Origin of the sequence: Bacillus sp. RSS_NA_20 (genome assembly GCF_020165915.1) — a bacterium.
GTDB classification, from domain to species: Bacteria; Bacillota; Bacilli; order Bacillales; family Bacillaceae; genus Bacillus; species Bacillus altitudinis.
The window spans coordinates 866,133-884,592 of the sequence record NZ_JAIUKW010000005.1 but is presented as its reverse complement, the minus strand read 5'-3'; the positions used below and the strand labels follow the sequence as shown (position 1 = coordinate 884,592).

Here is an 18,460-nt window from a genome sequence, read left to right as displayed (position 1 = left end):
ATTCTGTTGATTTGAATGTTTCTATAATACATATTCGGCTGGCAATCATCATGCTAAGGACACATATTCACCCAGTCGTTTTAACTAAGCTGTGTAGGTTTGGACCAAGGAGGTTATCGAAATGACAGAGGAAATGAATCAAATCGATGTTCAGGTACCAGAGGTTGGAGATGTAGTGAAAGGGATTGTTTCTAAAGTTGAGGACAAGCATGTCAATGTAGATATCGTCAATGTGAAACAACCTGGGATCATCCCAATCAGTGAATTATCAAGTCTTCACGTTGAAAAAGCATCAGATGTCGTGAAAGATGGCGACGAGTTAGAGCTTAAAGTAACAAAGGTCGAAGACGATGCTTTGATTTTATCGAAACGTGCTGTTGATGCAGACCGCGCTTGGGAAGACCTAGAGAAAAAGTTTGAAACAAAAGAAGTATTTGAAGCAGAAGTAAAAGACGTTGTCAAAGGTGGTCTAGTGGTCGACATTGGTGTTCGCGGATTTATTCCTGCGTCTCTTGTTGAGGCACACTATGTAGAAGACTTCACTGACTACAAAGGAAAAACACTCTCGCTTGTTGTGGTAGAGCTTGACCGCGAAAAAAACCGCGTGATTCTATCGCATCGTGCAGTCGTTGAGCAAGAACAATTAGACAAGAAGCAAGACTTCCTGCAAAAGCTTGCAGTAGGCAGTGTGATTGATGGAAAAGTGCAGCGCCTGACTGACTTTGGTGCATTTGTTGACATTGGCGGCATTGATGGATTAGTTCACATTTCTCAACTATCCCATGCGCATGTCGAAAAGCCATCTGACGTTGTTGAAGAAGGACAGGAAGTGAAAGTCAAAGTTCTTGCTGTTGACCGCGATAACGAACGTATCTCACTATCTATTAAAGAAACATTACCAGGACCTTGGAGCCAAATTGGTGAAAAGGTAAAACAAGGTGATGTTCTTGAAGGAACCGTTCAACGTCTTGTGAGCTTTGGTGCATTTGTTGAAATTCTGCCAGGTGTAGAAGGACTTGTGCATATTTCCCAAATTTCACACAAACATATTGGTACTCCTCAAGAAGTCCTTGAAGAAGGGCAGACTGTGAAAGTGAAAGTGCTTGATGTCAATGAAGATGAAGAGCGCATTTCACTTAGCATTCGTGAATTAGAAGAGAATCCTGAAAAACAAATTGAAGAGGATTACCGTCAATATCAGGCGAAAGAAGAAAATACAAGCGGATTCCAGCTTGGTGACCTGATTGGTGATAAACTCAATAAACTAAAATAATTTGGTGATCAAAATTGACGCGAGCAGAAAGAAAGAAACAGCATATTGAGCATGCTTTGTCGACTGGCCAGCATGCAGCAACAGGTTTACAAGATGTTTCCTTCGTTCACGCCAGTTTACCAGATCTTGCGACATCACAAATTGATACACATACGACAATTGGCGGACTGACTTTCGGTTCGCCAATTTTTATCAATGCAATGACTGGTGGAGGCGGAGAATCGACCTATGAGATTAATCGCTCTTTATCTATCGCAGCGAAGGAAACCAATATTCCAGTAGCAGTCGGATCACAAATGGCTGCACTGAAAGATGCAGACGAACGTCGTACGTATGAAGTGGTTCGAAAGGTGAATCCGGATGGACTCGTTTTTGCCAATTTAGGCAGTGAGGCGACAATTCAGCAAGCGCGGGGTGCCGTTGACATGCTGGAGGCAAACATGCTCCAAATTCACTTAAACGTGATTCAAGAGATCGTCATGCCTGAAGGAGATCGTGATTTCAGAGGTGCTGTTGAACGGATCGCAGCCATCACTGAATCAATTGAGGTACCTGTTGTCGTCAAAGAAGTTGGATTTGGGATGAATAAGGAAACAGCAAAGAAATTATTTGATGCTGGAGTTGCTGCTGTTGATGTAGGCGGATTTGGGGGAACGAATTTTTCTAAAATCGAGAACCTGCGCCGTCAAAAAGCACTTCGCTATTTTGACCAGTGGGGAATTCCAACTGCAGCGAGTCTGGCTGAAGTACATACAGCCTTTCCAGATCAAACCGTCCTAGCTTCTGGAGGCATTCAAGATGCACTTGATGTGACAAAATCAATTGCTCTTGGTGCGTCTGCCGTTGGATTAGCCGGCTTTTTCTTAAAATCCCTGACGAGTGGAGGAGAAAAGGGCCTCATCTCTGATATCATTGATCTACAAGATGATGTGAAGATGTTGATGACAGTACTTGGCATGAAGACAATTGAGGAGCTAAGGCAAGCTCCGATTGTGCTTACAGGGGAAACAAGTCATTGGCTGAAAGAAAGAGGCGTTGATACTACGTACTATAGTTTAAGAAATAAGAAGACAAAGGACTAAATGAAATTTAGCCCTTTGTCTTCTTTTCAGTGTGAAAGAAAACTTTTTTGTCTACGAAAGACAGCTGCTTTTTGCGGAGCGAATTTGACATTCATGAGCACCAATGCGCAGGACTGACATTGAATGCGAGGGTTTGTCTACACGCTGAGACATGTGATGATCACATGTCTTTTTTTATTGATTTCTTTTGCGAGCGTCTTCCGGGCCTTCTAAAGTTGTTGCCCCTTTGTGATGAATGGATTGATCGCGGTCAGATTCAACTCTTCTTGACGCCTTTAGGCGTTTTTCCTGTCTATCCTTACCCATTATACATCCCTCCTCAACTATTAGGGTGTCACCTCTTGTTTATTTCATGCAAATCCCGCACCTTCTCATACGTTTAAAAACTGGAGATTTTCCCATAATGTAATTGAGGTGATGAGGGTTGGAGGCATTGTACTATTATTGGTCAATATGGTTCGTTTGGATTATGGTGACATTTATCATGGAGAAAAGCACGTGGCGCAATGTGCTAGGCGTATGTGTTCTCATTCATATTATATGCAGTCATGTCATGGTTTCTATTTTAGACATTAGGATCAATGCAGGATTTTTGATGACCTTTTTATATGCTTGCATGTCATTCGTGATCTTTCGGCCTGCTCATCGAATCATGCGAATCATGCAATTAGGTTCTATGGTCAGTGCGTATGCCTTTTTTATGATTTTTGCATTATATGATCCAGTTTGGTTCACGATAATAAAGGTGGACTGGGTTGTATTTGCCTTGCTGATCTTGATGTGTTTAACATATGGGCATCAGTTAACGGAACGGATCACTTTATGGATGATGGCTATATGTCTGGGGGAAGCCCTTTATGCGCTTACGATTCATCGCCTCACATCTTCCATTGTCATAGGAGATCTCTCGTTTCTTTCCATGGCTGTTCAAGGAGCTGTCTTTCTATTAGGTGTAGGTCAGCTTGAAAAACTCTTGAACACCCGTTCATCTAGAAAACCAGTAAAAGGGGCTGCAAAATCAACATGACGGATTACACGTTTCCTGTGATTATTGGTGTCATCTTTGGGATGGCGGCTAGGCTTTATATGCTAAGAACTGATTATCGGCAATATCCCACATATATTCATGGACAAGTGATTCACATTGCGTTAGGTTTTATCGCATCAGGCCTTGGTGCTATTATTATGCCTGCACTGATCCAGGAAGAATTCACTGCAATTACCTTTCTGACGCTTGCAGCCACGCAATTTCGTGATGTGCGTAATATGGAAAGAAATACATTGACCCAAATGGATTCGTATGAGCTTGTCTCACGAGGCAGTACATATATCGAAGGCATTGCGATCGCCTTTGAAAGTCGAAATTATATTGCCATTCTTACTGCTCTAATTACAACGACCGCCTGTATTTTCTTTTCGCTCGTCGTTGGGACCGTGGTCGGTATTCTTTGTTTTTTCATGGCAAAACTATTAATGTCAGGGAGCCAATTAAAGGATATCGTGAATATTCAAAAAGGGGAACTTCGCTTTGACGGCGCAGGACTTTACGTAAATGATATTTACATTATGAATATCGGGCTGCCTGAAAAGCAAAAATTGATTTTAGAGCATGGAATGGGGTTCATCTTGACTCCGAAGAATTTTAACTCGGCCACAACCATCGCAAACCTTGGGCAGCGGCAAGCCATCTTATTTGATTTATCCAACGTGCTTGGTGTATACCGAGATTCTGGTGAACCATCGCTTTGTCCGCTCGCAAAACGTGATCTGAATAATGGCACACTTGGCGTATTCATTTTACCGCAATGGCAGCGTGAAGATTTGGCTGTCCGTGTATTAGAAGAGGTGCCTATTTTAGAAAATGCCATTAGAATGCCGACAGATTTCATTAAAAAGAAAGTGAGGTAATAGGGCATGGCGAACACCATTGAACAATTTATATTGGCTGTGGCGACAACAAATAAAGAGCGGGTCATTGGCGGAACAGCCGTTTTTTTCTGTGAAAATAAAGAAGAGCTCGACATGTATGCCATGAATTTAGAGGCCATTTTAGATGGAATTGCACACGGCATTGGAGAAGATCTTTACTTGATCGTCAAACATTTTTAAGTTATTCATTGTGGTCTGATTAAAAATTGATATAATATATAAGTTGAACCCTTCATGTTTGAAGGGTTTATTTCATAAAACTGAATGAAAATTATAAATCCCGGTTGAAACATGATGATGAACATATTGAATCGCGGCTGGATTGAAAGGAAGGGTACTATGGGTAAACCTGTCGTAGCCATTGTTGGAAGGCCCAACGTTGGAAAATCTACAATTTTTAATCGAATCGCAGGCGAAAGAATATCGATTGTAGAAGACACACCTGGTGTAACAAGAGATCGAATCTATAGCTCTGCTGAATGGTTAAATTATGACTTTAATTTAATAGATACTGGTGGAATTGATATTGGAGATGAGCCGTTTTTGGCGCAAATTCGCCATCAGGCTGAAATCGCAATGGATGAAGCGGATGTTATTATCTTTATGGTCAATGGAAGAGATGGCGTCACATCTGCGGATGAAGAAGTCGCAAAAATTTTATATCGCACGAAAAAACCTGTCGTACTTGCTGTCAATAAATTGGACAACCCTGAAATGAGAAGCGACGTGTATGACTTTTATGCACTTGGATTTGGCGAACCGTATCCGATTTCTGGAACACACGGACTCGGTCTAGGTGATCTGCTTGATGCTGTCGCAGAGCATTTCAAAAACTTACCAGATACACAGTATGATGAAGAAGTGGTCCAGTTCTGCTTAATCGGCCGCCCAAATGTAGGGAAATCCTCTTTGGTGAATGCGATGCTCGGTGAAGAACGTGTCATTGTCAGCAACATTGCTGGTACAACAAGAGACGCTGTAGATACAATGTTTACGTACAACCAACGTGACTTTGTCATTGTCGACACAGCCGGTATGAGAAAAAAAGGGAAAGTATATGAAACAACAGAGAAATACAGTGTACTCCGTGCGTTGAAAGCCATTGATCGATCGGATGTTGTCGCTGTTGTTCTTGATGGTGAAGAAGGCATTATTGAACAGGATAAACGTATTGCCGGCTACGCACACGAAGCGGGTAAAGCCGTTGTGATCATTGTGAACAAGTGGGATGCTGTTGAAAAAGACGAGCGTACAATGAAGGAATTTGAGCAAAACATTCGCGAGCATTTTCAATTCCTTGATTATGCACCTGTCTTATTCATGTCTGCTCTTACGAAAAAGAGAATTCACACGTTAATGCCAACAATTATTACCGCTAGTGAAAATCATGCGATGCGCGTTCAAACGAACATTCTAAACGATATTATCATGGATGCCGTAGCAATGAACCCAACGCCGACCCATAACGGACAGCGTCTGAAAATTTACTATGCAACACAAGTGGCGATCAAACCGCCGTCCTTTGTTGTGTTTGTAAATGATCCAGAACTTATGCACTTTTCTTATGAGCGTTTCCTAGAAAACCGAATTCGAGATGCATTTGGTTTTGAAGGAACACCAATTAAAATATTTGCGAGAGCGAGAAAATAAAAAGGGTGAGCAGGATGAAGAAAATTTCAGTACTTGGAGCAGGGAGCTGGGGAACAGCTCTTGCGCTTGTATTAGCTGATAATCATCATGATGTACACATGTGGGGACATAGACAAGAATTAATTGATCAAATCAACGAGAAACATGAAAATCATGATTACTTGCCTAATGTTGCATTGCCAGCGTCTATTCAAGCGACAACAGATATGAAACAGGCACTAGAAGGGACAGATGCGATTATTGTCGCTGTGCCAACAAAGGCTATTCGAGAAGTATTGAAACAGGCCAATGAGTTCATTACGTCAAAGGTGCCATTTGTTCATGTCAGTAAAGGAATTGAACCAGATACGCTTCTTAGAATTTCTCAAATGATTGAACAAGAAGTCCCAGAAGCGAAAAGGGAAGCAGTGGTTGTCCTGTCAGGACCAAGTCACGCTGAAGAAGTTGGCTTGCGTCATCCGACAACTGTGACTGTCTCGTCAGAAAATATTGAAGCAGCTCAATTTGTTCAAGATTTGTTCATGAACAATCATTTTAGAGTGTACACCAACCCTGATGTGATTGGGGTGGAAATTGGCGGGGCGCTGAAAAACATCATCGCTCTTGCGGCAGGGATCACAGATGGACTCGGATATGGCGATAATGCGAAAGCAGCGCTCATCACAAGGGGGCTTGCTGAAATCGCCCGCCTCGGCACAAAAATGGGAGGAAACCCTCTTACGTTTGCCGGATTAACAGGTGTTGGAGATTTGATTGTCACATGTACAAGTGTTCATTCGCGTAACTGGCGCTGCGGGAATTTACTCGGTAAAGGATATAAGCTCGAAGAAGTGCTTGAAAAAATGGGGATGGTTGTCGAAGGCGTCCGCACAACAAAAGGCGCTTATCAGCTCTCCAAAGAATACAAGGTCAGCATGCCGATTACAGAGGCTCTTTACGGCGTCCTATTTGAAGGGAAAAAGGTTGACGATGCTGTAGAATCCTTGATGGCACGTGTGAAAACACATGAGATGGAAGACCTTGTGAACATGTTCGAAAACCAAACAAAGTAATTGGAAGACTGAACTTAGGCGTGTAGAGGATGCAAGAAGGGAAAGACTTGCATAACATAACAATGAAGTTTGAATAGAGCTTTGCCTCTACAGAATGAGGAAAAATAGTCGACCTAATGACTGAAGCAGAGTCCCCCTCTTTGCTTCAGTTTTTTTATTCACTTTTTTCTGAATGATTGGAAAAATGATTGATATTTTACTTAATTTTGGTTTAGAATGAAATATAAACGCTTACAATTCGTTTATATTAAAGGGGGACAGGCACGATGAGTTTTGCTTTAATCAAGATGTGGTTTGCGCTTGGTTCAATGGGGCTCATGTTTTTAGCCGTTGTAACCATTTATCTGAGTAGGTTTAAGCTGAAGAGCCGATTTCTGAAAATAACAGCTTCGACTGTTGCGTACAGCTTAATGCTCATATCAGGTATCATTGTGTTTTTAGTTGTAGTTAGCGGGCCGGTCAATGAATAAAGAAAAAGGAAGAATGTGATGATCAAAGCAAAAATCAGTGTCATGCTGTTAACACTTATTTTACTTACGGGGTGCCTCTATCCAGAGAATCGCAAAGCTGAAAACCGCGTGCCATATAAAGAGCAGCTGCAAAGTGTGCAGACAGCGATTGAAGACTTTCAAAAAGCGACAAATGGCCTTTTACCGATTGAAACAAAAGAAGGCGACACACCGATTTATCAGAAGTATGTCATTGACTTTAAGCGTCTGTCACCAAGATATTTACACGATGTACCGTCGACATCTTTTGAAGGCGGGGGCGAATATATCTATGTCCTCACAGACGTCGAACAAAACCCAACGGTGAAACTGCTTGATGTCAAAATGACACAAACGATCAGTGAATTACGTCTGAGGATCAAAATATATCAAGATGAACATACATATCCGCCATATGGCAAAGTAGTATCCAAAGATTTATATACGTTAAATGAAAAAAAACTAGGGTTAAAAGCACCGCCTACAGTGACGAGCCCTGTCACGGGTGAATCACTTCCATTACTGATTTCCTCAAATGGCGAAATCTATGTTGACTATCGCAGTGATTTTGCCCAGATTTTGAAAAATACGAAACAAAAGCTGAAACCAGGTGAAAATATTCAAGATGTCTATTGGCAGGAAACCCCGTTTGTACCGGCGTTTTCTGTTCCATATACGATCAACAAAAAAGGTGAGCCGGCTTTTTTAGAAAAAAAGACGTCATAAACAAGAATGAACCTTTCTCCTCTGCATATAAATGAGGAGAAAGGTTTTTTTATGGCTAAACATACTCTCAAAACAAAAAAGGTGTCATATTCAAATAGGACAACGTCATACACATATATTGTCCTGACACCTTTCAAGCACCGTTTGATTGAAGTATAGAGTATTTTATTTGAAAACGAGGATAGCAAGTCCGGGAGGGGATCACTTGGAAAAAGTCGATATTTTCAAGGATATCGCTGAACGAACAGGAGGCGATATATATTTAGGAGTCGTTGGAGCCGTTCGTACAGGGAAATCTACGTTTATTAAAAAGTTTATGGAGCTCGTGGTGCTCCCGAATATCAATAATGAGGCAGACCGTGCAAGAGCACAGGATGAATTGCCGCAAAGCGCAGCAGGAAAAACCATTATGACCACAGAGCCAAAATTTGTGCCAAATCAAGCGGCATCCATTCACGTGAGTGACGGCCTGGATGTCAACATTAGGCTTGTCGATTGTGTAGGCTACACCGTGCCTGGTGCACGCGGGTATGAAGATGAAAATGGTCCGAGAATGATTAATACGCCGTGGTATGAAGAGCCAATCCCGTTTCATGAAGCAGCGGAAATTGGTACACGCAAGGTCATTCAAGAGCATTCAACCATTGGTGTTGTGATTACAACAGATGGATCAATTGGGGAAATCCCAAGACATGACTATATTGAATCAGAAGAACGTGTCATTGACGAACTCAAAGAAGTTGGAAAGCCTTTTATTATGGTGATCAACTCTGTGAGACCTTATCACCCTGAAACAGAAGCACTGCGGCAGGAACTTAGTCAAAAATATGATATTCCTGTACTCGCGATGAGTGTCGAAAGTATGAGAGAACAAGACGTCCTCAGTGTACTTCGTGAAGCATTATATGAATTCCCAGTGCTTGAGGTGAATGTGAACCTGCCAAGCTGGGTCATGGTACTAAAAGAAGATCATTGGCTAAGAGAGAGTTATCAGGATTCAGTGAAAGAAACCGTCAAGGATATTAAGAGATTAAGAGATGTTGACCGAGTGGTAGGTCAGTTCAGTGAATTCGATTTTATCGAAAGAGCGGGCTTAGCAGGCATTGAAATGGGTCAAGGGATCGCAGAAATTGATCTGTATGCGCCGGATGATCTATATGATCATATCCTAAAAGAAGTGGTTGGTGTGGAAATTAGGGGCAAAGATCACCTTCTTGAGCTCATGCAAGATTTTGCACATGCGAAAACGGAGTATGATCAAGTGTCTGACGCTTTAAAAATGGTGAAGCAGACTGGTTATGGAATTGCGGCACCAGCTTTGTCGGATATGAGTTTAGATGAGCCGGAAATCATTAGGCAAGGATCAAGATTCGGCGTCAGATTAAAAGCAGTCGCACCATCTATTCATATGATTAAGGTAGATGTAGAAAGTGAGTTTGCGCCGATTATTGGAACAGAAAAACAAAGTGAAGAGCTCGTCCGATACTTAATGCAAGACTTTGAGGATGATCCGCTTTCTATCTGGAATTCCGATATATTTGGACGCTCACTCAGCTCGCTTGTCAGAGAAGGCATTCAAGCAAAACTCTCGCTGATGCCGGAAAATGCAAGGTATAAACTAAAGGAAACGCTTGAACGAATTATTAACGAAGGATCAGGCGGTCTGATCGCGATTATTCTATAGGATGTGAGACCTCTCATTGATGGGGGTCTTTTTTTGCGTGCGGGTGAAGTCATAAAAAGACAATTGTATAAAGATTAGTCAGATTCAGGCTGAAATTAGGAATATTCGTTCGCAAAAGTGCCCTTAATCCTTGACGAATAAGGATTCTTCCCTTTAAAATGCTTGATATGGTATTTCATATGTGTTAATCTACTTACAGAAAATCTTCACTTTGTTGGACAAACATTCCTTCAAAGAGAAGTTTTCTAATGAAAAGCCATGTATGACGCTTTCTAGACGCTCTTTTTTTCAAAAAAAGTGTATAGAAAGAAGATGAATTGTGAAGAAATGATAACAATCTATTGAATGCATATTTTTGGGAGGAGGTGAAAGGCATGAACAAGACAGAACTTATTAACGCGGTTGCTGAAGCAAGCGAGTTATCTAAAAAAGACGCGACAAAAGCAGTTGATTCTGTTTTTGATACAATTTTAGATGCACTTAAAAATGGTGACAAAATCCAACTTATTGGTTTTGGTAACTTTGAAGTACGTGAGCGTTCAGCTCGTAAAGGACGTAACCCACAAACTGGTGCAGAGATCGAAATCCCTGCAAGCAAAGTACCTGCTTTCAAACCAGGTAAAGCACTTAAAGACGCGGTGGCAGGTAAATAATCGTTATGTGTAATGATCCTATTGAAGGAGTTATACATATACAGTTTCACACTGGTCTAGAAAAGCCCCTTTGATAAGGGGCTTTTCCTTTTGAATCAAATGGTTTGTTTAGAACGCTCTCCTTTGCTTTTAGGATCTGAAGTGTGCTAGAATCTGAATGAAATGTAATCGCCTTTGGAGGATATAATACATGAGTGAAATAAATAAAGAATTAATCGAACACGCAGTACGCGATATATTAAAAGCAATCGGAGAAGATCCAGATCGTGAAGGACTTCTTGATACCCCAAAACGAGTAGCAAAAATGTATGAAGAAGTGTTCTCGGGATTAAATGAAGATCCAAAAGAACATTTTAAAACCATTTTTGGTGAAGATCATGAAGAACTTGTTCTTGTGAAAGATATTGCTTTTCATTCAATGTGTGAACACCATCTTGTGCCATTCTATGGCAAAGCCCATGTCGCTTATATTCCGCGCGGCGGAAAAGTAACTGGACTCAGCAAGCTAGCGAGAGCAGTAGAAGCCGTGGCAAAGCGCCCGCAGCTTCAGGAGCGCATTACATCAACGATTGCAGATAGTATGGTGGAAACTTTAAATCCACATGGTGTGATGATTGTCGTTGAAGCAGAGCATATGTGTATGACGATGCGCGGAGTGAAGAAGCCCGGCGCTAAAACAGTCACTTCAGCCGTACGCGGTACATTTGCAAATGATGCGGCAGCAAGAGCAGAAGTGCTTTCATTTATTAAAAACGACTAATCCATAGATGGAAGGTGAACAGATTGAGTGAAAATAAAGCATCTGATTTTGTGGTGATTAAAGCCATTGATAATGGTGTCAATGTGATCGGCTTAACTAGAGGTTCCGATACAAGATTTCACCATTCCGAAAAGCTCGATAAAGGTGAAGTCATTATCGCACAATTTACTGAGCACACATCAGCCATCAAAGTGCGGGGCGATGCTGTCATTCAAACAAGCTTCGGTGAAATTCAAAGCGAAGCAAAGAAATAACGCACGACTATGCACTTGATAGCATGAAAGTCAGGCCTGATATGGTATAATAAATCTCAATGTAGAGAGCTACATATGAAACTGTAATTTTTGGGACAAGGGTGATATCTTTGCAAGACATCTACGGAATTTTATCTAATCTGAATATAAAATTAAACAAAAAGCTTTCTCATCCTTATTTGGCGAAGCATTTGCGTGCGCCGCTCATCGATGAAGATAAGCTCCTTCTTTTTCATGCAATGTTTGATGAAGCTCAAATCGATGCTGAGAAAAAAGAAAATTATATTTTAACGGCGATGCTTGTGCAAATTGCCCTTGATACCCATGACGAAGTCACAACTGCTGCAGCCATCAAACAAGACGAGTTCAAAAATCGTCAGTTGACCATCCTAGCAGGAGACTATTTCAGCGGTCTCTATTACTCTCTTCTCTCTGACATGAAAGATATTTACATGATCCGTACTCTCGCCACGGCGATCAAAGAGATTAATGAACATAAAATTAGACTATATGATCGATCCATTCAAGATGCAGCCCACTTTTATAAAAGTGTTGCTACAGTAGAATCTGCGCTATTCCAAAGAATTTCTGAGCACTTTCAATTGACGCATTGGAATGAAATTGCAAGTCGCTTCCTTGTTTATAAACGTTTTATGAAACAAGCAGAAGACGACAAACATTTAAAACTTTTTTTGAACGATAGCTATACGGACGCCTATACATGTTTTGACAACTTTGAGAATGAAGGCTATGAAAAGGCCAAACGATCAATCAAGGAGCATCTTGTTTCATCTCCGATCGTTCAAAAAGAGCTATTAAATCGCTTGGATCATATGAAAAATGAACCTGCGTACCATCAGAAAGTGGAAGAAGGGTAAGTCATGCAGCAATCAAAAGAACAGCGAGTACACGGTGTATTTGAAAAAATTTATAAAAACTATGACCAAATGAACTCTGTCATTAGCTTTAAACAGCATAAAAAATGGCGCGATAAAACAATGAAGCTCATGAATGTTCAAAAAGGAGCCAAAGCACTGGATGTATGCTGCGGAACTGCCGATTGGACGATTGCGCTTGCAGACGCTGTTGGAGAAACAGGCGAGGTCAAAGGCCTTGACTTCAGTAAAAATATGCTGAGTGTTGGCGAAACGAAGGTGAAAACAGGCGGCTACAATCAAATTGAGCTGCTCCACGGCAATGCAATGGAGCTTCCTTTTGAGGACAACTCATTTGATTATGTCACAATCGGTTTTGGCCTTCGAAATGTCCCTGATTACTTAACAGTGCTAAAGGAAATGACACGAGTGGTAAAACCCGGTGGAATGGTTGTCTGCCTTGAAACATCACAGCCTGAGATGATTGGGTTTAAACAAGGGTATTATGTCTATTTCAAATACATCATGCCGCTCTTTGGCAAGCTGTTTGCCAAAAGCTATCAGGAGTATTCATGGCTTCAAGAATCAGCCAAAACGTTCCCTGGCATGAAAGAACTGGCGTCTCTTTTTGAAGAGGCCGGTCTGTCTGATGTCTCGTATCATCCATTTACAGGCGGTGTAGCAGCAACACATATCGGAAAGAAGCTTTGAATAAACGATATTTGGGTGAAAATAATGAAACTAAAAGCAATGATTTCTTTTCTAAATCATGATATCGATATAATTGAAAAAGAGCTTGAACAAACCGTTCGCTCTGATTATGCATTATTAAGTGAAGCTGGTCTTCATTTGCTGCAAGCGGGCGGAAAACGAATCCGCCCCGTTTTTGTTCTCCTTTCAGGCATGTTTGGTGACTATGATATTAATAAAATTAAATATGTAGCCGTAGCGCTTGAATTAATTCATATGGCATCACTTGTCCATGACGATGTCATTGATGATGCAGAACTGAGAAGAGGAAAACCGACGATTAAAGCAAAATGGGACAACAGAATTGCGATGTACACGGGGGATTACTTATTTGCAAGATCACTCGAGTACATGACGAAAATCAATCACCCAATGGCACATGAAATTTTGTCAAAAATGGTCGTCGAGCTCTGTCTTGGGGAAATAGAACAAGTCAAAGATAAATACAACATGGACCAAAACCTTCGTACATATTTAAGAAGAATTAAACGAAAAACAGCCTTGCTTATTGCAGGCAGCTGCCAATTAGGTGCGATTGCAGCTGGAACAGATGAAAAAACACATAAAGCCCTTTACTGGTTTGGGTACTATGTTGGTATGTCGTACCAGATCATTGATGATGTCCTTGATTTTACATCAACTGAAGAAGAATTAGGCAAACCTGTTGGCGGGGACCTTTTACAAGGAAATGTCACTCTTCCCGTTTTATATGCGCTTCAGAACCCGACATTAGAAGGTCAGTTGAAGCTGATAAATAGTGAAACGACAGAAAAGCAGCTGAAACCTGTGATTGAACATCTCAAACAAACAGATGCGATCGACCGTTCCATTCGAGTGAGTGAAATGTACTTGAAAAAAGCATTTGAACAGCTCGATCAACTTCCGCGTGGGCGGGCTAAATCTTCATTAGCGTCGATTGCAAAATATATTGGTAAACGAAAATTCTGATCAACGTTTCGTTGGTTGGTTTTTTTGTGAAATTTTTTGTCAAAAATTGATTATTATAAAAAAAAATGATACGATCACTTTGTAACAATGTAAGCCTATACATACATAACGACGGGGTGGAAAACGTATATGGACAAAACATTTCTTATGGTCAAACCTGATGGTGTGGAAAGACAATTAATCGGTGAAATTGTGTCAAGATTCGAAAAAAAGGGGCTTCAGCTTGTTGGAGCAAAGCTCATGAGCATTCCAAAAGAAGTAGCAGAAACACATTACGGAGAGCATAAAGAAAAACCATTTTTCGGTGAATTGGTTGACTTTATTACGTCAGGACCTGTATTTGCGATGGTATGGCAAGGTGAACAAGTCGTAGACGTAACAAGGCAGATAATTGGAAAGACAAATCCGAAGGAAGCGCTTCCGGGAACAATAAGAGGCGACTATGGATTAACTGTTGGCAAAAACATTATCCATGGCTCAGACTCACCAGAAAGTGCCGAAAGAGAAATCAACCTGTTCTTCAAACAAGAAGAACTGACAAACTGGGATCAAACGATCTCAAGCTGGATTTATTAATGTTCAAGCCAAAGTGTTCATCAAATGATCACTTTGGCTTTTTTATATTGAGATTTCTATACGAATTTTCGCATGAGATGATACAAATTTATGATAAAAACAGCTATACTAGGACAAAGACAGATGAGACAGGAGAGGACATTGATGGATCAGTATCAAGTATTTGTTGGAAAATGGAAAAAACTAACTGGGGTAGATCTGAACTTATATAAAGAAGCACAAATGAAACGAAGATTAACATCCCTTTATGATAAAAAAGGATATAAAGATTTTGAGGCATTTGCGTCTGCTCTTGAAAAGGACAAAGCGCTATTAGATGAAACGATGGATCGAATGACGATCAATGTGTCAGAATTTTACCGAAACTATCAGCGCTGGGAAGTACTTGATCAAAAAATCTTGCCGCTGCTTTCAAAAAACAGTGGCACCCTAAAAATATGGAGTGCAGCTTGCTCTACTGGAGAAGAGCCGTATACACTCTCAATGCTGCTATCAAGCCATCCGCTTGTGAAAGACTTCCAAATTATTGCAACGGATATTGATGATAAAGTCCTGCAATCTGCGCAAAAAGGAAGATATCATGAACGATCTTTGCAAGAGGTGCCAGATCAAATCAAGCAAAAATATTTTACCAAAGAAGATTCTTCATTTTACACGGTGAAGGATGAGATTCGAAAGCACATTCAATTTAAGAAACACAACCTTTTAGCAGATCCATATGAAAAACAGCTGGATCTCATCGTGTGCAGAAATGTCCTCATCTACTTTACAGAAGAGGCGAAAGAAGAAATTTACTTAAAAATGAGCAGCAGTTTAAAGCAAAACGGCGTATTATTTGTTGGTTCTACAGAACAAATTTTTCACCCAGAAAAGTTTGGATTAACCTCTGCTGATACTTTCTTTTATCAAAAGAAGGGGTAGTAGCTGACTTTTTAGTAGGAAGTGTGTTATCATAGTTTTACTTAAAAGCGTTAATGCGATGAAGGGAGAATAAGTCATGAGGTACTTAACAGCAGGTGAATCACATGGTCCACAACTGACCACAATTATTGAAGGAGTTCCAGCGGGACTTTACATAGAGCAGGATGACATCAATTATGAACTGGCTAGAAGACAAAAAGGTCATGGCCGCGGAAGAAGAATGCAGATTGAAAAAGACCAAGCGAAAGTGTTAAGTGGTGTCCGCCACGGGAAAACATTAGGTTCTCCTATTGCACTTGTTGTTGAAAATAATGATTGGAAGCACTGGACAAAGGTCATGGGTGCAGAGCCAATTACTGAAGAAGAAGAGAGTGAAATGAAGCGTCAAATTTCTCGTCCAAGACCAGGGCATGCGGATTTAAATGGTGCGATTAAATATGGTCACCGTGATATGAGAAACGTATTAGAGCGCTCATCAGCACGCGAGACAACGGTTCGTGTAGCAGCAGGTGCAGTAGCGAAACAAATTTTGGCTCACCTTGGAATCAAAGTGGCTGGTCACGTCCTTGAAATTGGTGGAGTAAAAGCTTCCCATACCGCTTATGAATCTATTGAAGATTTGCAAAAAGTAACAGAAGAATCACCTGTTCGATGCTATGACAGTGAAGCTGGTCAAAAAATGATGGATGCCATTGACGAAGCGAAGAAAAACGGCGATTCAATTGGTGGTATTGTCGAAGTCATCGTTGAAGGGATGCCAGTTGGAGTTGGCAGCTATGTGCACTATGACCGCAAACTGGATAGCAAGCTTGCAGGCGCAGTACTGAGTATCAACGCTTTTAAAGGTGTTGAATTTGGTATTGGCTTTGAGGCAGCTTCTAAAAATGGCAGTGAAGTTCATGATGAAATCATCTGGGATGAAGAAAAAGGCTATACGAGAAAAACAAACCGCTTAGGTGGTCTTGAAGGCGGAATGTCAACTGGCATGCCAATCGTCGTAAGAGGGGTTATGAAACCAATCCCAACCTTATACAAACCATTGCAAAGCGTGGATATTGAAACAAAAGAACCTTTCTCTGCAAGTATTGAACGTTCTGACAGCTGTGCTGTTCCAGCCGCAAGTGTTGTGGCAGAAGCAGTCGTTGCATGGGAAATCGCCAATGCAGTGGTTGAGCAGTTTGGTCTTGATCAAATTGACCGCATTAAAGAAAATGTGGACAAAATGCGCCAGCTTCAGAGGGAGTTTTAATGAAAACACTGGAAGTGAAGACGTCTTCAGCCACTTATCCTGTATATATCGGTGATGGGATTAGACAAAATATCGTAGACTTGATTACTTCCACTGGGCGATCCTACACGAAGCTCTTTATCGTGACAGATTCAGCCGTCGATGCCCTTTATGGAGATGAAATGGTTCAATTACTTAAACAGAAATGGTCTGTACAAAAAGTAGTGGTGCCAAACGGAGAACAATCAAAATCTTTTGCGCAGTTTGAGCAGATTCATACGAAAGCCATCCAATTTCAACTCGACCGCTCCTCATGCATCATTGCATTAGGAGGCGGGGTGATTGGAGACTTGGCTGGCTTTGCTGCTGCCACTTATATGAGAGGCATTGATTTTATTCAAGTACCGACCACGCTACTTGCACATGATAGTGCAGTCGGCGGAAAAACCGGAATCAATCATCCACTCGGTAAAAATTTAATTGGTGCGTTTCATCAACCGGCAGCTGTCATCTATGATACAAGTATGCTAGAGACACTCTCATCAATAGAGCTGAGATCAGGCTTTGCAGAAGTGATAAAACATGCACTGATTTCAAGTGAAGTCTTTTTATCAGAACTGATGTCCATTCGTTCGTTGACAGAATTATCAAAGGATGAACTGGCGCATATGCTTTATCAAGGGATTCAAGTGAAAGCATCCATTGTTCAAGAAGATGAAAAAGAACAAGGTGTGCGGGCATACTTGAATTTAGGTCATACACTAGGGCATGCCATTGAAGCGGAGTATGGATACGGTGCGATCACGCATGGAGATGCCATTGCAATTGGCATGCAGTTTGCTTTATATGTCAGTGAAAAAGAGCAAGGACTCAGCCTAGATCGTGAGAAACTTAAAGTGTGGATGAAAGAACTAGGGTTCCCAGTACAAGTCACACAAACGATTTCAACCAAAACATTTGTCGATCGCATGATTGGTGATAAGAAGGCAAGAGGCGGGAGTGTTCAGTTTGTTTTGCTAAAACAAGTTGGAGACGTCACCCTGCAATCTTTCACAAAAGATGAGCTGTATCACTGGCTCGAAGAATGGAAACGGGAGGAGGGCTGTCTATGATGTTTCGCGGGATACGCGGGGCTACAACTGTGACAGAAGATACAGAAACAGAAGTGTTAACCAAAACGAAGCAGCTGCTAGAAGCGATCATTTCAAAAAACCAAGTAGATCCAGAGCGTGTCGTGCAGATCTTGATTTCAGCTACACAAGATATTCACTCTGTTTTTCCAGCAAAAGCACTCAGGCAGTTTGAAGGATGGACTTATGTGCCTGTCACTTGTATGCAAGAGCTTGACATTGATGGAGGTCTAAAGAAGTGTATTCGCGTTTTAATGACCGTTCAGACAGATGTCAAGCAGGAAGACATACAGCACGTATACTTGGAAGAGGCTGTCACGCTTCGGCCTGATTTACAGTTGACAAAAAACAAGGAATTATAATACGATATGAACAGCCGAAGTTTACACACAGGTGTGAACGGCATTGCAAGCTTAGAGAAGATGAGAATGAGACTAGGGTAGTTGAGATGAGTAGAGTTGAGCAGAGATACGATACTTCT

22 protein-coding genes are annotated in these 18,460 nt (G+C 41.2%); 21 read left to right on the top strand and 1 reads right to left on the bottom strand.

Features of this window, described 5'->3' with window-relative positions; genetic code table 11:
* Nucleotides 1-121: 121 nt before the first annotated feature.
* Both rpsA and fni read left to right on the top strand, forming a co-directional pair.
* Nucleotides 122-1,273, top strand: a complete 1,152-nt coding sequence (rpsA, locus tag LCD32_RS10005) for a 30S ribosomal protein S1 (RefSeq protein ID WP_008344519.1) — start codon at nt 122-124, stop codon at nt 1,271-1,273.
* Between the two features lie 14 nt (nt 1,274-1,287).
* On the top strand, nt 1,288-2,355 hold the full coding sequence (gene fni, locus LCD32_RS10000) for a type 2 isopentenyl-diphosphate Delta-isomerase (protein WP_224563714.1): 1,068 nt from the start codon (nt 1,288-1,290) through the stop codon (nt 2,353-2,355).
* 174 nt (nt 2,356-2,529) lie between these two features.
* Here the strand turns inward: fni and LCD32_RS09995 are convergent, their stop codons facing one another.
* Entirely contained in the window at nt 2,530-2,661 is a 132-nt protein-coding gene (locus LCD32_RS09995; RefSeq protein WP_008344525.1) for a YpzI family protein, read from the bottom strand.
* Between the two features lie 178 nt (nt 2,662-2,839).
* Here LCD32_RS09995 and LCD32_RS09990 point away from each other — a divergent pair, with 178 nt between their 5' ends.
* The 19 genes from LCD32_RS09990 (at nt 2,840) to aroH (ending at nt 18,341) form a co-directional block, all read left to right on the top strand.
* Complete coding sequence (locus tag LCD32_RS09990) at nt 2,840-3,382, top strand: hypothetical protein (RefSeq protein ID WP_017359763.1); 543 nt, start codon at nt 2,840-2,842, stop codon at nt 3,380-3,382.
* Nucleotides 3,379-4,263: a YIEGIA family protein gene (locus tag LCD32_RS09985; RefSeq protein WP_007500964.1), complete on the top strand. Its 885-nt coding sequence runs from the start codon at nt 3,379-3,381 to the stop codon at nt 4,261-4,263. The genes LCD32_RS09990 and LCD32_RS09985 overlap by 4 nt, the downstream gene beginning before the upstream one ends.
* A 6-nt stretch (nt 4,264-4,269) precedes the next feature.
* Entirely contained in the window at nt 4,270-4,464 is a 195-nt protein-coding gene (locus LCD32_RS09980; RefSeq protein WP_008344527.1) for a capping complex subunit for YIEGIA, read from the top strand.
* Nucleotides 4,465-4,623: 159 nt separating this feature from the next.
* A complete protein-coding gene (gene der, locus LCD32_RS09975) occupies nt 4,624-5,934 on the top strand; it encodes a ribosome biogenesis GTPase Der (RefSeq protein WP_008344528.1) in 1,311 nt (436 codons plus the stop codon).
* A 14-nt stretch (nt 5,935-5,948) separates the two neighbouring features.
* On the top strand, nt 5,949-6,986 hold the full coding sequence (locus LCD32_RS09970) for an NAD(P)H-dependent glycerol-3-phosphate dehydrogenase (RefSeq protein ID WP_024718502.1): 1,038 nt from the start codon (nt 5,949-5,951) through the stop codon (nt 6,984-6,986).
* Nucleotides 6,987-7,252: 266 nt separating this feature from the next.
* A complete protein-coding gene (locus LCD32_RS09965) occupies nt 7,253-7,456 on the top strand; it encodes a DUF2768 domain-containing protein (protein ID WP_024718503.1) in 204 nt (67 codons plus the stop codon).
* 18 nt (nt 7,457-7,474) lie between these two features.
* Nucleotides 7,475-8,200 (top strand): hypothetical protein, encoded by a 726-nt coding sequence (locus tag LCD32_RS09960; protein WP_007500961.1) that lies wholly within the window; start codon nt 7,475-7,477, stop codon nt 8,198-8,200.
* A 205-nt stretch (nt 8,201-8,405) separates the two neighbouring features.
* Nucleotides 8,406-9,884 carry a stage IV sporulation protein A gene (gene spoIVA, locus LCD32_RS09955; RefSeq protein ID WP_008344534.1) on the top strand — a complete coding sequence of 493 codons (1,479 nt, stop codon included), beginning with the start codon at nt 8,406-8,408 and terminating at the stop codon, nt 9,882-9,884.
* Between the two features lie 374 nt (nt 9,885-10,258).
* On the top strand, nt 10,259-10,537 hold the full coding sequence (hbs, locus tag LCD32_RS09950) for a non-specific DNA-binding protein Hbs (RefSeq protein WP_003215863.1): 279 nt from the start codon (nt 10,259-10,261) through the stop codon (nt 10,535-10,537).
* A gap of 190 nt (nt 10,538-10,727) precedes the next feature.
* Nucleotides 10,728-11,297 carry a GTP cyclohydrolase I FolE gene (gene folE / locus LCD32_RS09945; RefSeq protein WP_003215789.1) on the top strand — a complete coding sequence of 190 codons (570 nt, stop codon included), beginning with the start codon at nt 10,728-10,730 and terminating at the stop codon, nt 11,295-11,297.
* 23 nt (nt 11,298-11,320) lie between these two features.
* Nucleotides 11,321-11,551 (top strand): trp RNA-binding attenuation protein MtrB, encoded by a 231-nt coding sequence (mtrB, locus tag LCD32_RS09940; protein WP_008344541.1) that lies wholly within the window; start codon nt 11,321-11,323, stop codon nt 11,549-11,551.
* A 110-nt stretch (nt 11,552-11,661) separates the two neighbouring features.
* A complete protein-coding gene (locus LCD32_RS09935) occupies nt 11,662-12,429 on the top strand; it encodes a heptaprenyl diphosphate synthase component 1 (protein WP_007500958.1) in 768 nt (255 codons plus the stop codon).
* A 3-nt stretch (nt 12,430-12,432) separates the two neighbouring features.
* The gene (locus LCD32_RS09930; RefSeq protein WP_007500957.1) at nt 12,433-13,137 is read left to right on the top strand and encodes a demethylmenaquinone methyltransferase; all 705 of its coding nucleotides are present in this window, start codon (nt 12,433-12,435) and stop codon (nt 13,135-13,137) included.
* Between the two features lie 24 nt (nt 13,138-13,161).
* Nucleotides 13,162-14,124: a heptaprenyl diphosphate synthase component II gene (gene hepT, locus LCD32_RS09925; protein WP_007500951.1), complete on the top strand. Its 963-nt coding sequence runs from the start codon at nt 13,162-13,164 to the stop codon at nt 14,122-14,124.
* A 129-nt stretch (nt 14,125-14,253) separates the two neighbouring features.
* Nucleotides 14,254-14,700, top strand: coding sequence for a nucleoside-diphosphate kinase (ndk, locus tag LCD32_RS09920; protein ID WP_003216015.1), 447 nt, complete (start codon nt 14,254-14,256; stop codon nt 14,698-14,700).
* A 144-nt stretch (nt 14,701-14,844) separates the two neighbouring features.
* Nucleotides 14,845-15,621 carry a CheR family methyltransferase gene (locus LCD32_RS09915; RefSeq protein WP_008344547.1) on the top strand — a complete coding sequence of 259 codons (777 nt, stop codon included), beginning with the start codon at nt 14,845-14,847 and terminating at the stop codon, nt 15,619-15,621.
* Between the two features lie 76 nt (nt 15,622-15,697).
* Complete coding sequence (gene aroC, locus LCD32_RS09910; protein ID WP_007500947.1) at nt 15,698-16,870, top strand: chorismate synthase; 1,173 nt, start codon at nt 15,698-15,700, stop codon at nt 16,868-16,870.
* A complete protein-coding gene (aroB, locus tag LCD32_RS09905; RefSeq protein ID WP_224563710.1) occupies nt 16,870-17,961 on the top strand; it encodes a 3-dehydroquinate synthase in 1,092 nt (363 codons plus the stop codon). The genes aroC and aroB overlap by 1 nt, the downstream gene beginning before the upstream one ends.
* Nucleotides 17,958-18,341: a chorismate mutase gene (aroH, locus tag LCD32_RS09900; RefSeq protein WP_008344549.1), complete on the top strand. Its 384-nt coding sequence runs from the start codon at nt 17,958-17,960 to the stop codon at nt 18,339-18,341. The genes aroB and aroH overlap by 4 nt, the downstream gene beginning before the upstream one ends.
* Nucleotides 18,342-18,460: the final 119 nt, after the last annotated feature.

Excerpts from the sequence above, each read along its gene's own strand:
- LCD32_RS09915 (WP_008344547.1), top strand. The coding sequence starts at position 14,845 with ATGGATCAGTATCAAGTATTTGTTGGAAAATGGAAAAAACTAACTGGG.
- folE (WP_003215789.1), top strand. The coding sequence starts at position 10,728 with ATGAGTGAAATAAATAAAGAATTAATCGAACACGCAGTACGCGATATA.
- LCD32_RS09990 (WP_017359763.1), top strand. The coding sequence starts at position 2,840 with ATGGAGAAAAGCACGTGGCGCAATGTGCTAGGCGTATGTGTTCTCATT.
- LCD32_RS09965 (WP_024718503.1), top strand. The coding sequence starts at position 7,253 with ATGAGTTTTGCTTTAATCAAGATGTGGTTTGCGCTTGGTTCAATGGGG.
- rpsA (WP_008344519.1), top strand. The coding sequence starts at position 122 with ATGACAGAGGAAATGAATCAAATCGATGTTCAGGTACCAGAGGTTGGA.
- aroH (WP_008344549.1), top strand. The coding sequence starts at position 17,958 with ATGATGTTTCGCGGGATACGCGGGGCTACAACTGTGACAGAAGATACA.
- aroC (WP_007500947.1), top strand. The coding sequence starts at position 15,698 with ATGAGGTACTTAACAGCAGGTGAATCACATGGTCCACAACTGACCACA.
- hepT (WP_007500951.1), top strand. The coding sequence starts at position 13,162 with ATGAAACTAAAAGCAATGATTTCTTTTCTAAATCATGATATCGATATA.
- hbs (WP_003215863.1), top strand. The coding sequence starts at position 10,259 with ATGAACAAGACAGAACTTATTAACGCGGTTGCTGAAGCAAGCGAGTTA.
- LCD32_RS09995 (WP_008344525.1), bottom strand. The coding sequence starts at position 2,661 with ATGGGTAAGGATAGACAGGAAAAACGCCTAAAGGCGTCAAGAAGAGTT.
- LCD32_RS09980 (WP_008344527.1), top strand. The coding sequence starts at position 4,270 with ATGGCGAACACCATTGAACAATTTATATTGGCTGTGGCGACAACAAAT.
- LCD32_RS09960 (WP_007500961.1), top strand. The coding sequence starts at position 7,475 with ATGATCAAAGCAAAAATCAGTGTCATGCTGTTAACACTTATTTTACTT.
- der (WP_008344528.1), top strand. The coding sequence starts at position 4,624 with ATGGGTAAACCTGTCGTAGCCATTGTTGGAAGGCCCAACGTTGGAAAA.
- aroB (WP_224563710.1), top strand. The coding sequence starts at position 16,870 with ATGAAAACACTGGAAGTGAAGACGTCTTCAGCCACTTATCCTGTATAT.
- ndk (WP_003216015.1), top strand. The coding sequence starts at position 14,254 with ATGGACAAAACATTTCTTATGGTCAAACCTGATGGTGTGGAAAGACAA.
- LCD32_RS09930 (WP_007500957.1), top strand. The coding sequence starts at position 12,433 with ATGCAGCAATCAAAAGAACAGCGAGTACACGGTGTATTTGAAAAAATT.
- LCD32_RS09985 (WP_007500964.1), top strand. The coding sequence starts at position 3,379 with ATGACGGATTACACGTTTCCTGTGATTATTGGTGTCATCTTTGGGATG.
- LCD32_RS09970 (WP_024718502.1), top strand. The coding sequence starts at position 5,949 with ATGAAGAAAATTTCAGTACTTGGAGCAGGGAGCTGGGGAACAGCTCTT.